14 protein-coding genes and 2 pseudogenes are annotated in these 13067 nt (G+C 69.1%); 5 read left to right on the forward strand and 11 right to left on the reverse strand.

Annotated features, from left to right (window positions below; genetic code table 11):
• Nucleotides 1-4: 4 nt before the first annotated feature.
• From AWX74_RS41290 to AWX74_RS15280, 10 genes are all read right to left on the reverse strand, one after another.
• Complete coding sequence (locus tag AWX74_RS41290; protein WP_226930791.1) at nt 5-613, reverse strand: radical SAM protein; 609 nt, start codon at nt 611-613, stop codon at nt 5-7.
• Between the two features lie 183 nt (nt 614-796).
• Nucleotides 797-1501, reverse strand: a complete 705-nt coding sequence (locus AWX74_RS15235) for a hypothetical protein (RefSeq protein WP_091277127.1) — start codon at nt 1499-1501, stop codon at nt 797-799.
• Nucleotides 1502-1657: 156 nt separating this feature from the next.
• Nucleotides 1658-2146, reverse strand: a complete 489-nt coding sequence (locus AWX74_RS15240; protein WP_226930790.1) for a hypothetical protein — start codon at nt 2144-2146, stop codon at nt 1658-1660.
• A 20-nt stretch (nt 2147-2166) separates the two neighbouring features.
• Complete coding sequence (locus AWX74_RS41295; RefSeq protein WP_226930789.1) at nt 2167-3861, reverse strand: NsdA family TPR-like regulatory protein; 1695 nt, start codon at nt 3859-3861, stop codon at nt 2167-2169.
• A gap of 563 nt (nt 3862-4424) precedes the next feature.
• On the reverse strand, nt 4425-5210 hold the full coding sequence (locus tag AWX74_RS15255; RefSeq protein WP_091277135.1) for an SAM-dependent methyltransferase: 786 nt from the start codon (nt 5208-5210) through the stop codon (nt 4425-4427).
• 82 nt (nt 5211-5292) lie between these two features.
• Entirely contained in the window at nt 5293-6168 is an 876-nt protein-coding gene (locus tag AWX74_RS15260) for a methyltransferase domain-containing protein (protein ID WP_242666252.1), read from the reverse strand.
• A gap of 69 nt (nt 6169-6237) precedes the next feature.
• Nucleotides 6238-6585 carry a hypothetical protein gene (locus AWX74_RS15265; RefSeq protein WP_091277139.1) on the reverse strand — a complete coding sequence of 116 codons (348 nt, stop codon included), beginning with the start codon at nt 6583-6585 and terminating at the stop codon, nt 6238-6240.
• Between the two features lie 183 nt (nt 6586-6768).
• Complete coding sequence (locus AWX74_RS15270) at nt 6769-7191, reverse strand: NUDIX hydrolase (protein WP_242666253.1); 423 nt, start codon at nt 7189-7191, stop codon at nt 6769-6771.
• A 178-nt stretch (nt 7192-7369) separates the two neighbouring features.
• A complete protein-coding gene (locus tag AWX74_RS15275; protein WP_091277141.1) occupies nt 7370-7726 on the reverse strand; it encodes a DUF6907 domain-containing protein in 357 nt (118 codons plus the stop codon).
• Entirely contained in the window at nt 7723-8418 is a 696-nt protein-coding gene (locus tag AWX74_RS15280; protein WP_091277145.1) for an ATP-binding protein, read from the reverse strand. Before AWX74_RS15280 ends, AWX74_RS15275 begins: the two co-directional genes overlap by 4 nt.
• An 84-nt stretch (nt 8419-8502) precedes the next feature.
• Between AWX74_RS15280 and AWX74_RS15285 the strand changes: the two genes are divergently transcribed.
• A complete protein-coding gene (locus AWX74_RS15285; RefSeq protein WP_091277148.1) occupies nt 8503-8835 on the forward strand; it encodes a hypothetical protein in 333 nt (110 codons plus the stop codon).
• Nucleotides 8836-8862: 27 nt separating this feature from the next.
• On the opposite strand, the gene AWX74_RS15290 is transcribed toward AWX74_RS15285, so the two are convergent.
• A complete protein-coding gene (locus AWX74_RS15290; RefSeq protein ID WP_091277151.1) occupies nt 8863-10083 on the reverse strand; it encodes a hypothetical protein in 1221 nt (406 codons plus the stop codon).
• A 540-nt stretch (nt 10084-10623) separates the two neighbouring features.
• Between AWX74_RS15290 and AWX74_RS15300 the strand changes: the two are divergent.
• From AWX74_RS15300 to AWX74_RS15310, 4 genes and pseudogenes are all read left to right on the forward strand, one after another.
• Nucleotides 10624-10875, forward strand: a pseudogene (locus AWX74_RS15300) (hypothetical protein); the annotation flags it as partial.
• A gap of 266 nt (nt 10876-11141) precedes the next feature.
• Nucleotides 11142-11357: pseudogene (locus AWX74_RS42840) on the forward strand (SpvB/TcaC N-terminal domain-containing protein); the annotation flags it as partial.
• A 92-nt stretch (nt 11358-11449) separates the two neighbouring features.
• Nucleotides 11450-11710: a SpvB/TcaC N-terminal domain-containing protein gene (locus AWX74_RS42845; RefSeq protein WP_207550336.1), complete on the forward strand. Its 261-nt coding sequence runs from the start codon at nt 11450-11452 to the stop codon at nt 11708-11710.
• 457 nt (nt 11711-12167) lie between these two features.
• On the forward strand, nt 12168-12998 hold the full coding sequence (locus AWX74_RS15310) for an encapsulin (protein WP_091277156.1): 831 nt from the start codon (nt 12168-12170) through the stop codon (nt 12996-12998).
• The last annotated feature ends 69 nt before the right edge of the window (nt 12999-13067 follow it).

Below are 13067 nucleotides of genomic sequence, written 5' to 3' on the forward strand. Positions count from 1 at the left end.
ATTATTAATCCTTTCGGAAGGCTGCGCTATGGATCCCCAGGGCGATCAATAGGTTCGCTTGGTTCGAGTGAACTGGCGGTGCGCGGGTCGCGTTGGTCGGCACGCCGAGCACCGTCCCCGCGAACATGTCGACGAAGTCCCGGCGCAGCAACGGCTCGCCACCGGACAGGAACACCCGAGGCATCCCGGCCAGGTTGTCCCGCATCCGCTCCAGCGCGCCCAGCGAGGGGTCCGGCTCCTGAAGTGTATCGGAGCAGAACGAGCAGTCGAAATTGCATTTCTTCGTGACCTGAAGAATCACCGACAACGGGCCTGTAGCCGCGGTCGCGACCGCGTCCAGATCCATCGGGGCCCTCAGCTGGAAATGGTGCCCGTCGGTGAAGGCGACAGGCTCGGCGGCACGTGTGTAGATCTCATCACGGCCGGGCGTCGTCGCGGTATCCGCAGCTGGCGGGGGCAGAGAAGTGGCGATCATCAGGTCCTCCTCGATGTAGGGCCTCGACGACCGATCCAGCCGACCGCCGCCATCGTGACGGCAAGCTGACGCGCCGACGCTGAACGTCGTCAGCTTTCCAACCGACCGCACGCCCGTCATTCCCCGTGAAACGAACATCCGCTTCGGGTCCGTACAGCGCCGCTGACCTGCGGCGACGGCAGCGGCGTGGCGTACTTCTTCGGCTCGAACCCGCTGATTCGTTCGGCTGACTCCGCTCAGGTCAGAGCGCGCCGCGGTCCCGCCGTGTTACAGCAGCGGAAGACAGCCCCGCATTCGCACGTTCCGGCCCCACTTACCCGTTCAACCAGTTGAGGAGCCGGCATCCGGAGGCAGCAAGTTCTCCACCGCCAGGGCCAGGCGTTGCACGATCGCGGCACGCTCCTGTCCGGTCGCGTCGGCCAGCCAGCCAATCAGCAGGCCCTCCAGCAGCAGATGCAGCCCAACCTCACGGGTGCGCACCTCGGCGTGCCAGGCTAGTGCGTCCTCCAGGATCTGCACGTCCTCCGGGGGCAACGGGGTACGCATCCGCACACCGAGTTTGCGCGGCTGGTTGACCTGCGCGATCAGCTCCGTCGCCCGCGCTGGCGTGATGCCTGGTTCGCCGGTAATCGTCAGGGTGCGCAGCCAGTCCTCGGCCAGCTCCCGCGGCGACGGCCGGGGCACTACCGGTCGAACCCCGACCGGCCAGACCCACAGCCCGCCGCCATCCTCGACACCGGTCACCACACCGAACCCGGCGGCGGCCAGGACATGCCGGTAGCGCTGTTCCTCAACAGGACGGTCGAGAACGTCGTCGGTGACGCAGCGCACGCGAAGCGCCTCGTGCTTCTCCTGGGATTCGACGATGAACCCGCCGTGCCGCTCGCCGTGTTCGGCACACTCAGCGGCGCGCAACGCGTCCCGGATCGCCTCGGCATACTTTTCCCGCGTGACGCCCGGCGGGCGGGTTTCATCGCCGGCGGAGGGACCGTGGTGCTCGGGCTTGGTCCTTCGCCGCCAACGCATGATTCACGGTAAGGCCGACGATCTACGACCGTCGACCACTCTTCTCACCCGGCTACAGCAATCTTGGCGGAGGCAGCCAAAGGGGTGCCCGCCCTGTGGTCGGATGGGATGCATGACCGGCGACCGCGAGGCCGCCTTGTCCGAGCCAAACCAGGATTACAGTCGTCGCTGTCGCGCTGCCCCTGTTGGCCAGATGACCTGGACGGAGCGTTCGTTCTCCTGGGCGTGAGCGACGACGGCGGCTGTGCCGCCTTGGTCCGCGGCAGCCTGGCCGTCCCAGACCGCCATGAGCAGATCGACGGTGTCGAGGAGCGCCTCGTTCGCAGCCTCGTACGCTGACCGATCGGAGACCTCGTGCGGCAGGACCCGCACGGTGGCAGCCCGACGGACGAGGTCGTCGAACAGATGGGCGTGGTCGGGTTTGACCTTCCTCGCGCGGTAGTCGGCGGCAGGGATGATCACTTCGAGTGTGCCACCGATTTCCAGGACGACGTCGGCGAAGATGCTGTCGGCGCCGGCCGCGATGCAGCTGACGCCGGTCAGGTCTGGCGCGTACGGCATGAGAGCCGCAGTGAGAGCGGCCCGGACGAGGGGGACGGTCGCGGGAGTGAGGTCCATGTGGCCGGTGACACCGATGCGGGTCAAGTCCTGACCTTCCTCACGTCTCATATCCTGGCCGCCGTCTGTTCGGCACGAAGCATGGGTTTGATCCTCCCGCACAGCTCGGCGATCGGGCGGGCGGATGTTCTGGTTTCGGCATGTTGATAGAACTGGCCTAGTTTGACCCGGACGCGGCTGGACCGGGTCTGCTCGACCGTTGTCACGGCGGCGTGGCCCAACCGTGCCGCCTCGTCGAACTCGCCCTGCACCAGCCTGATCTCGGCGTGCCCGAGCTGATCAAGAGCGGTACTGCGGACGCTGCCGACGCCCCGAGCTCGGACGGCCTGGCTCAACCAGGTGGCTGCTTCGTCGGCATACTCGGGCGCTTGGTGCGCGATGTCGAGGAGACGACCCCCGGTGACGCCGGCCAGTTCCGCCTGGTCGAAGTAAGAGATCCAGTGCGGTTCAACGGCCGGGTCGACGTCGCGGAAGGCGTCCTGCGCCCGGCCTGTCGCGCGCCGGAAGGCGAAGAGCCGACCTTGCTGGGCGTAGGCCCATGCCTCACGCGTGAACAGCATCGCACGTACCGCCGGGGTCGCCCGAGGGCCGGCGACGTCCTGCGCGAGGCGGACGAGCTCAAGTCCTTCGGTCGTCCGGCCGAGATAGAACTGCTGCCGGGCCATGCCAGCGAGGATGTTCGCGCAGAACGCGGGATCGTCAGCGGCCTTGGCTGATCGAAGAGCGATCAGGTAGTAGCGCTGCGCTATCCCTCCCTGTCCCGAGTCCCAGGACATCGTCGCGGCGGTCTCAGCAAGATCGGCCATCACGCCGTGCAGCCGCCGGGTCAGATTCTGCGGATGCGAGAAGTCGCGAAGCTCATCCGCGATCTCAGCGAGCTGACCCACGACCGCCTTCCTTCGAAGGCCACCGCCGAACTGGTTGTCCCAGGCTCGGAAGGTTCGCGCGGCCAGCTCAATCTGCTCGATCTCCTCATCGCCGACACCAGCGGTGTGACGCTGCCCGGCGGGTGGCTCGATGGCATTCAGCCAGCGCTCCGCCCCCTCAAGAAGAGCAGCGCCGACGATCACGTCCGCCATCGCGCGAGCCGCCTCGCGGCGATCAAGGGAGAGATCATCCCTGGTGATCATATCCACCGCCTCTGTCGTCGGTACCGTCTCCCACGTCATGGGACCTGTCGTTTCCCCGGAAAGGCGGCCTACGGGACTCGTGCACAGTTCCACCAGCAATCGAGTTCCCCGGGCGGCGGCGGTTTCCGCCATGGCGCCGGCATCGGTCCTGTCGCTCTGTTGCCTCGTCTGTCCCGACAGTTCTACCGGCCGCGGCCGTGCGGTTTTCGACGTCTTGTCAATGAGGAGCAGGTCGGCGGGGTTGAAATGCTCGCGGTCGTCGAGGTCTATCAAACCGTGGATGCTGGTGTCGTAAACCTCGGCGAGCAGGGCGAGGAGCTGAGGGGTCGGCCGGCGGCGGTTGCTCGGCAGCGGCCAGTTCTCCAGTTCCGACAGCTTCGGTGCGGTCATGGGGGCAGCGCCGTCCGGGTCGAGGCCGGCACGGGCGGCGTGGGCGTTGATGCGGTTCACGGCCTGCGTCTGGGTCCAGCCGCGGGCATGGCGATGGGCAGCTCGGGGCCGCAACTTGTATCGGCGGGCGAACTCGACCGCGATCTCGTCGTGGGACATGCCGACCGCGCGCATCCGCTCCCGCAGCTCGTCCTGCTCCGTTCGCTGGCTCGCCCTAGTCATGACAACGCCCTCCAATCCTCTCCGGATCCGACTGGCTGATCGCCCAGTTGCCCGCGACGCGGACGATTCTCGCGATGATCGTTATGTCGCGGACTGGGCGAGCAGGGCGAGAATCTGAGGGTAGGTCGGCGGGAGTTGTTCGGCTGCGGCCAGTTTTCCAGCTCCGACAACCGCGGACCTGCTCTTGGGTCCTGCCTTGCGGGACCCGATTGGTCGCTCGGGGCCGCAGCTGGCAGCGGCGGGCGCACTCAACGGCGATCTCGCCGTGCGACATGCCGACCGCGCGCATCGGCGCCCGCAGCTTATCGTGCTCCATCCGCCGGCCGAGCTTGCTCATGAAGCCACCGCACATCCTCTCCGGACATGAATGCTGCTCGCTGCGCCGTCTACCCGTAGCGTGATTCCATATCAGGGTAGTCAACCGGTTACGGTTCACGCAGCCCGGGTGTTCGCCTCAGAGACATCTGGGACATACAGGCACGCCTTCCAGGCGTAAGAGCCCGGAGAGGACAGTAACGGGAATTCCTGCCTGCCCGTCGTCTGCGGGCTGGTTCGCCTGGCGATCAGTCCTTGCGCCCGACTCCGCACATCCCGAACGGCGCGAGTGGGTCCTCCGGCGCAGGAGCGTTTCGCCAGCATGCTGGGGGCACGATGCCGGGTTCGACGACGTCGAGGCCGTCGAAGAATCCGGCGATCTCCCGTGGCGTGCGGTACCGGTATCCGTGGCGTTCGGACAGCGCTTCGAGCTCTGTGATCTGTTCGTTCTCCGGGTCGACCGTGCCGTCGTCCAGGACGAGGTAGCTGCCCGGCGCCAGGGCATCCAGGAGTGTCCGGGTGATGGCGTACGCCTCGTCGAGGACGACCAGACCCATGACCGCCGTCAGGATCAGGCCCACGGGTTCGGCGAGGTCGAGGGTCTCGGCCGCGCGTCCGAGGATCACCTTCGGCTCGTGGACGTTGGCATCGACGGTGACGGTCACGCCCCCGGGCCCTCCGATGAGCAGCGCGCGGGCGTGAGCTAGGACGAGCGGATCGTTGTCGACGTAGACAATGCGTGACTGTGGTGCCACCCGTTGGGCGATCTGGTGGGTGGCGTGCTCGACGGGCAGGCCGAGCCCGATGTCGAGGAACTGCCGCACGCCCGCGTCGACGGCCAGGTAGGTGACCGCGCGGACCAGGAACTGCCTGGACGCATGGGTCGCCTCCGCGATGTTCGGGACGATCGAGGTGAGGGCGGCGGCGTGCTCCCGGTCGACCGGGAAGTGGTCCTTGCCCCCGAGGAAGTAGTTCCGCACCCTGGCCGGGTGGGGGCGGGTGGTGTCGAAGGTGGGCGGCGGGTATGCGGCCATCGGTGAGCTCCCGAACGTATGTCAGGTTCGTGGGTGGCGGTCTGCGGCGCCGCGCCCTGCGCGACGCGGCCGTGTCCAGCGGTCAGGTCCCGGTGTCTGGCTTGACGGCGGTCAGGTAGACGATCGGGGTGGTCAGCACGAGGGGGCGGCGGCGCGCGGTTACGCGCCACGCGTCGGCGTAGCGGCGGGCGAAGGCGGCACCCAGGGCGCGGTTGATCGCCTGGTAGACGGACTCGCCGGCCGGGCCCGGGGCGTGTAGTGCCGCCTCAGCGGCGGCCACATTCGTGATCCTGGTGGTGACGGTGTCGGTGATGTGCTCGATGTGGACGAGGCCGGCGAGGCGGGCGTTACCGACCGCGGCGGGCACGGTGAAGGCGTGGGCTGCGGGCTGGACGTCTGTCAGGACCTTCATGACCTGGGCGAGGTCGTGCCGGTTCAGTCCGTCGAGGTCGGTCGGGCTTCGCTGGCCGAGCAGCGGTTCGCAGATCGACAGCCGTCCGCCTGGTCGCAGGACGCGGGCGATGTCGATCAGCATGCGGCGGGGATGGCCGAGCGGCGCCAGGACGGTGCGGCCGATCACGGCGTCGGCGCTGGCGTCGAGGAGAGGTAGATCGGTGAGGTCCCACACGGATCCCCACCGATAGCGGGTTTCCGGAGTTGGCCGGATCAGGGCCAGAGCTGAGGCGGTCGGGGCGACGGCGGTGACGCTGCCCCCGGGGCAGACCGCCGTCAGCGCGCCCGTCATCAGCCCTGGGGTCGGGCTGAGCGCGACCAGGTCCTGTCCGGGCCGGGCGCTGGCACCAGCGAGGACGACGGTCTCGCCGGCGCAGGGTCGGCGGTGACGGGGGTTGGGCTGATCGAAGTGGCGGGCGATGAGCAGGTCCGACTCGGTCCACTCGCCGGTACGGAGGGCGCTCCGGCTCGTGTCCGTCGTCCCGGACAGGTGCTGCGAAGCCACGGCCACTCCTGGTGTTGAGGCGGTACCTACCTCCCGCGGGCAGGCAAACAAACAGAATGATCAGCTGGATTAATCGCCGTGTCGTTCCCCGCGGAGGGAACGTTCTGTTCGCCTGGTGGCCACCGGCCTGAGCTGCGTGAACGCCGTGATGCGGCGCCCGTTGTTCGTCGCCGAGGGCGGCAGACCGTCGGCTCCAGACCCCGCGATCATCGCGGCGACGTCGACCTGCTGGCATGCCTCGTCCAGGTCCAGTCCCTGGTCAGCTGCGTGGTCATAGGCGTCCAGCGCCGCGCAGAGGTCAATCCAGGCCGGGCCCGCGGGGTCAATGGGCGGGATGAAGGCGGCGAGCACGTCTGCCAGCTCGGTGGGCGGGAGGAGATCGCGCATCCGGGCGAGCAGGACGACCGGTCGGAGCATGGGTGGGACCGTGCGCGGGGGTGTCATGGGCGTCGGCTTCGGCGTCGAGGGGTGAAGGCGGCGGGCTGGCTCGGCTGCCGGGTCACGTGACGCTTCCCCTCCAGAGACGGGGTGGTGCGTCCCAGGGGGTAGGTCCGCGGGCAGCGAGGTTGGAGCCCAGTAGAAAAGAATGATCATGGGATGTCAGGGCAGGACGGGCCAGTCCGGGCTGGCCCAGCCGATCTCGGTGTAGGGCGTGATGGTGAGGAGCACCGGAAGGGCCTGGGCGTCCCAGGTGGCCATCCGCTCAGGGGGTCTACCGGGAGAGGCCCACTGACGCCAGGCGCTTTGGGCGGGTTCGCCGTTCCACACGCCGACGCTGAAGACCAGGCGAACCGTGTCGCGTTCGGTGGTTCTGTGCGCGCTGACGTGGGCAAGCAGGAGATCGCGTTCGGCGATCTCGATCCCCAGATCCCTCCCGGCGAAGGCGACGACATGGCGTTGGGGTGAGACGTCGAAGCGCAGCTCGGTCGCGGGCAGGCCCCACCGGCCGTTCGCCGCCTGCTGTAGCAGGATCCGTCCCGTCTGGTCGATCAGGAGCAGGTGCGCGGTGACCGCGATCGGCACGGAGCGTGCGGAGTGTGGGGGCCTGGCGGCGGTCGGTGCCGGGCCGGTCCCGGGCCTGCCGCTGCGTGGCCCGGCCGCCCGACTGGCTGCCGCTGGGTGGATGCGCGGACCGCTGGGGTCGGCAGGGTGCGTCGGTGGATCGGCGACCGCACCGGATCGGGGTGTGCCCCGAGGCGTGTCAGACGGGGCCATGATCGTCCTGTGTGTGGCACGGCGCGGTGGCACGGACGTGGGCGACCGCGCGGGTGAGGGCCGAGATGAGGGCGTCGATCTCATCGAGGGTGAGGGCTTCGTTGTCCGCGTCGTCGGCACCCAGCCCGATGGCGATCATGGGCTGGTGGGTGGTCGTGGCGGTGACGTACTGCTCGATCGCGACCTGGATCGCGGTGGTGTCCCGCAGGCCGGGGATCTGTGGCAGGTCGATGACCGTGAACGCGGAGATGTGGTAGTCGCCGGGGCCGGCGGGTTCGGTGACCAGGTGGCCGGCGGGCTGCGCGCACCACGGTGGGCAGGAACGCTCGGCGGGGCGGGTCATGCTGTGCCGCCTGCTCCGGGACGGTGGGGGTGGCTGCTGGTGCGGAGGTGGGTCCCGTCGTCGAGGTTGCGCAGGCCATCGCGTACTCGTTGCAGCAGCGCCAGGTCGAACACGACCGGGTCCTGTGCCGTCTCGGTGAGGCCGGGGGATGTCGCGCGCCGAGGGAGATCCCCCGCGGCGGTGTCCCGCGGCACCTGGGCGGATGGGGTTGTGTGCGGCAGGCTTGCCCAGGTCACCTTGCCTTTCGGCCGGTAGCCGGCGGCGGTGCGGACCCGGGCCTGGTAGTGGCCGCTGTGCCCGCTCAGGGCGGTGACCAGGTGCAGGCCGCGGCCGTCCTCGGCGTCGGGCCCGGCGGCTCGGCGGGTCGGGCGGCCAGTGCCTGCGTCCCACACCTCGACGATCAGGTCCTGGGGGCTGTAGGTCAGGCGCATCGCGATGCGGGAGGTCAGGTCGTCGTCCCCGCTGTGGCGTGCGTGCTGGCTGGCGGCAAGCGCGTTCGTGACCAGCTCGGAGGTCACGAGGGCGGCCGTGTCGGTCAGGCTGTCGAGGCCCCAGTGGTGGAGTTGGGTTGTCACGTGGCGGCGGGCATCGGAGGCGGACCGCGGGGCGGCGGGGTAATGCCAGATGCGGTGCGGCAGCAGCTGGTCGGGCGGTTCGACGGGGGCGGATGGGGTGGCAGCGGTGGTGGTCACGGGGTTCTCCCGGCAGAGGGTCGCGAGCCTGGTCGCGCCCTCACGTAGCGGGGGCGTAGACGGGGATGGGTCAGGGGCGGTCTCGTGGACGAGCGCGAGGTTGTGCTCGGCGAGTACCGCCGTGCCGCACGGCCAGGCGCCTCCGCAGCCCGCGCACACGCCATCGCGCTGAACGTGAACATCCAGGAGATCGACGGCGGTGCGACGAAGCCGCTCGAACGCGACGCCCGCATGGTAGGGCGCTTGTTCGCCTACGCGGCGGCCGGCCTGCCGTTCGCCGGTGATCACCGGATCGGTATGGGCGTCGGCGACGATGCCCCGTGGGCCGGGGCACCACTGGGGCCAGATTCGGGTAGGGACCGGTTGTCCGGCGACGGGCGGAGAGTCGTGGCCATGCAGATTCACCTCGGGTTGTGAACGGGAGCGCGAACAGGGTTGGCGAGATCAGCGGGGTGTGGCTGTTGCGGTGAGGTCAGCGCCGTCGGCCGCGGTGCCGGCGGCGCCGGCGAGCGCGCTGAGGGTGGCGTTCAACGCCGCATCGGTGCCGCGGCGGCGTAGCTCGCGCGTCAGCACATCGAGAGCGGCCAGCGCCGGCAAGGGATCGGTCCGGAGCGCGGCGGCGACGGGTGCGAACGGCAGCGCGGCGGGCAGCGTCAGAGCGGTGACGGCCGTGTCGAAGACGGTGGCCGCCCAGACCGTGAGGACGGCAGACAGCCAGCCTCTCCACTGGTCCCGGCAGGCCGCCAGCCGGCCGGAGAGCCAGGCTTCGAGACCTTCGACAAGATCCGCCCGAATGTGCGGCGCAGCACCGACAGCCAGCAGATGCAGGTGACCGAGCAGCGTCCCGGTGTCCGCAGGTTCCCCCTCGGGCCCGAGCGAGGGTGCTATCAGCATCGGCGCCGGCGAACCGTCGGGATACAGCACGTGGCCGGGAGAGAGGTTCCCGAAGGCGAGTCCGGCGCTGGGGTAGGCCGCGGGATCCCACTGGGCGGCCAGCCGACCCAGCCGCATCGACAGGCTGCCCGCGAGCGCCCGCAGCTCCCCGACCTCCCCCGCCGGCGCCCGGTCGGCGTGGAAGTGATCCGTCGTGTGCTCCAGCGCCGCGGTGACCATCCGGGGCAGGCCGCGGGCCTGGGCCGGTGCCGCGGCCTGCCGCAGCTGTCGCGCCGGATCGCGGTGCAGTTCGCTCAGGTCGTCCATCAACGTGGCCAGCAGCTCGGTCAGCATCGCCGGCTGGGCCTGCACGCGGGCGGCCAGGCTCGGCCCCCCCACCCAGGGGGTGAACAGCACCCCGCCGGCCAGGGCGGTCGGGGCGGCCACCCGCAGCCCGCTGTGCGCGGCCAGCGCGGTGAGCTGCTCTGCCTGCGCCTGCGCCTGGTCCGCGCACCCGCGGTCATCCGCACGCACTGCGGCGAGATCACCGTGGTCGCCACGGACGACACGCGACAGCGCACCCCCAGGTCGCACCGCCGCGCACACCACGGACCCCCCGACCTGGACCCGACTGGCGAACGTGGTGCCCGCCGTGAACAGCGGCCCGACGTCCACCCGAAACTGCGGCCACAGTTCCGCGGTCGCGGACACGATCCGCCGTTGCGTGTCCGCGACCAGCCACCGCACATCCGCCTCCGGCCAGCAGGCCGGGCAGCCGGGCGGCTGGCTCACCGCTCCTGCTCCCCGCTCCACGGCAGGACGCAGTCGTCGCCCCTCGCACCGCCCGGACCTGCAGGCCCACCCACGGCGAAGCCCGTCGCGCCCGTCATGGATGCGCCTGCGACCAGCCGGCTACTCCGTAGTGGCCTCTGGCCGGTCGGCACCGCCGGCTCCATCCGGTCGGTGCAGGTGGCGCTGGGTCCGGGGGGATGGTCGCGGAGTGTGGCGTCGGCGATCCACATCATGGGAACGGCCCTCACTGACGGTAGGTGAAGCGGAACCGTTCCACCATCGCCCCAGCCATGCCGCCGGTCATTCCCTCGAACGCGAAGAAGCTGTTCGTCTCTCCCGATCCCGTGTGAGCTGGGAAAACACCCACGGCAACGGCAATCGCTTCGCGGCGATACCACCCCCACCGGCCCCGGGCGTGATCGATGGACTACCGTGGACAGGCCGCCGGAATCGCGAGATGACACGCTGTCACGGAAGGGACTCGCGACCGTCGTGGCCACGCCCAGCCATCGCGTCGAGCAGGACGAGTTGCGGGAGCGAATGCGCGCCGTCGGCATGTCTCACGACGAGATCGCGATCAAGGTCGCCCGCCGCTACAACTACCGTCCCCGCGCCGCGTACCGGATCGCACACGGCTGGACCCAGCAACAGGCCGCCGGCCGGATCAACGCCCACGCCGCCCGCACCGGCCTCGACCCGCACGGCAAAGCCCCGATGACCGGCGCGCGTCTCAGCGAGCTGGAGAACTGGCCGCTGCCCCTGCGCCGCCGGCCGACCCCCCAGCTCCTGGCGAATGCGGGCCTCGTACCCTCCGCGCGCGTGGGACACTCGCGCAGCGCGTCCAGTGCAACTTGATCTTACGGGGTGATCATGTTGACGCCCAGACCCGCCGCGGCATCCTCCCGCGAGGCAGCACGATCAGCTGGCGGGGAAAGCCAGGTCGGTAGGGCCGACGACGCCGCAGGACGGCCGCCGGCATCGTCCCCCGCTCCCCCCTCCGACAGTTTCCTTACCCAAGGGCGGCGGGGCGATCCGGGGGGATCGGGGAGAAGTTCTCCGTGAGCCCGGTACCGGTCGCGACCAGCCCGGGAAGGTCGGGCTTCGGGCCAGCGCTGACCTTGTCCAACGATTTCGGTCGGGGCAACGGGCTGTTCGGTTTCGGATGGTTGCTGGCGCTGCCCTCGGTCACGCGTAAGACGGACAAGGGGTTGCCCCGCTACGACGCCGCGGCGGAATCCGACGTCTTCCTCGTCTTCGACGCCGAGGACTTGGTGCCGGCCCGCGACCCGGGAGCGGGACTGGGCACGGGTGAGCCGGATCGAGTCCGGCTTCCGCGTCGACCGGTGCCGGCCGCGGGTCGAAGGGGTTGTTCGCCCGGATCGAACGCTGGACCCGGCTGGCCGACGGTGACACGCACTGGCGGTCGATCACCAGGGACAACGTCACCACCGTGTACGGCGTTTGCGGCCTTTTTGCCGGATATCGCGGCTGGTGTTGCCAAGAAGGCCGGCGCGAGCGAGACCGTCGTGGGGCATGTCGGGGTTGGGGCAGCGTCGCCGCCGGAGGCATAATGGGTGCGGCTGCGGGATTACAGGAAGGGGAGTCCCTGCGATTCCTGGCACTTTGATTGGCGGCGCGATTGGCGGAATCGGATACCTGTCGAGAAACTATGAGCCCTACAATTCCCTTCGTTAGCTATAGCGGCTGAGATGTGATCGACTTCGTTGCCAGCCGGAGGCGCTGTGCCTGAAGGTTCGGAACGGCCTGCCCGCCGACCCGGTTCAGCTCGTCCGGGTCAGGGTTGCCGTCGATCGGATCGTCCCAGACAGCTGGTGCCGAACAGGGTGCGCTGGTACCAATGCGGCGGCCGTTCGGACCGTCAGGCCGGCCCGCGCGCTAGAGCCCGCTCCCGACGTGACGCCGACCGTCCAGTCTCAGCCTTGCCCGTGGCCACAATTCGTTCCTCAGTGCAATCGTGAGAGAGATTCGTTGAGTACACGTGCTACTTCCGTCCTCCACCCTCTACAGCAAGCCTCAGGCTTTTAACGCGTCGTCCGGTTCTGAACATAATAGATTGGGCAGGAATGAATGGCTCCGAGTGGTTGCAGGCGCATCAAGGCGATATTGATCAGATCATCGCCGGCGAGACGGAGCAGGCTCGACTCGCTCAGCGGCTGCTGCCGGCCTATCCCGTTCCCGAGCAGATGCGCTTTGTTTCGAGCGACAGATTCGACTACGAGGCTGGAACCGTGGACGACGAGACGCGGGTCGACATCGAGCGGTTCGAGGAGAAGGTCAGCATCCCAAAGTTGCAGATCGATGATCCTAACCCCGCGCGTGCCCTGGTCGCGGTGCGCCACGCGGCGCAGAAATTGGCCCGCAAACACGACGAGCGAGTGTTCCGAAAAGGGATCGCCGACGAGATTGTGGAGGCGGATGGGATCGCCGACGAGATTTTGAAGGCGGGTGGGAAGCTGCAATTCCATCGGCTGGTCGACGTCAAGGCTGTCAACGGTTCGCTCGGCGAGGGCCTGATTCCGTCTGTCGCGAGTGCCCTGGCCGTCCTCGACGACGAGGGTTACCGCACTGGTTATGCGATCGTCGCCAGCAACTCGATCTGGACGGAGTTGCACCGGCGGGGAGATGGCTCGTCAACGATCCCCATCGATGCCGTGAAGGCGCTCATAGACGACGGCCCGGTCTACCGGTCGTCTGTGCTCGAGAACGGTGGCGCGTTGCTCTTGTCGTTGGCCGAAGGGCGGATTGACCGGGTGGTGGCGGAGGCGCCGCGGCTGGCCTTCATCACCCAGGGGAAAGACATGCGCCGCTTCGACCTCTACGAGCGCTTCGTGCCGCGGCTTCGCGAAACCATGAGCGCCGTGCTGCTGAGGGCGAAGCCGAGGGATGAAGCGTAGGACGAAGTCAAGGGATGAAGCGTAGGACGAAGTCAAGGGATGAAAAGGCCGGCGGCGCCGCCGCGCGCG

It is taken from the genome of Parafrankia irregularis (assembly GCF_001536285.1).
Taxonomy (GTDB): Bacteria; Actinomycetota; Actinomycetes; order Frankiales; family Frankiaceae; genus Parafrankia; species Parafrankia irregularis.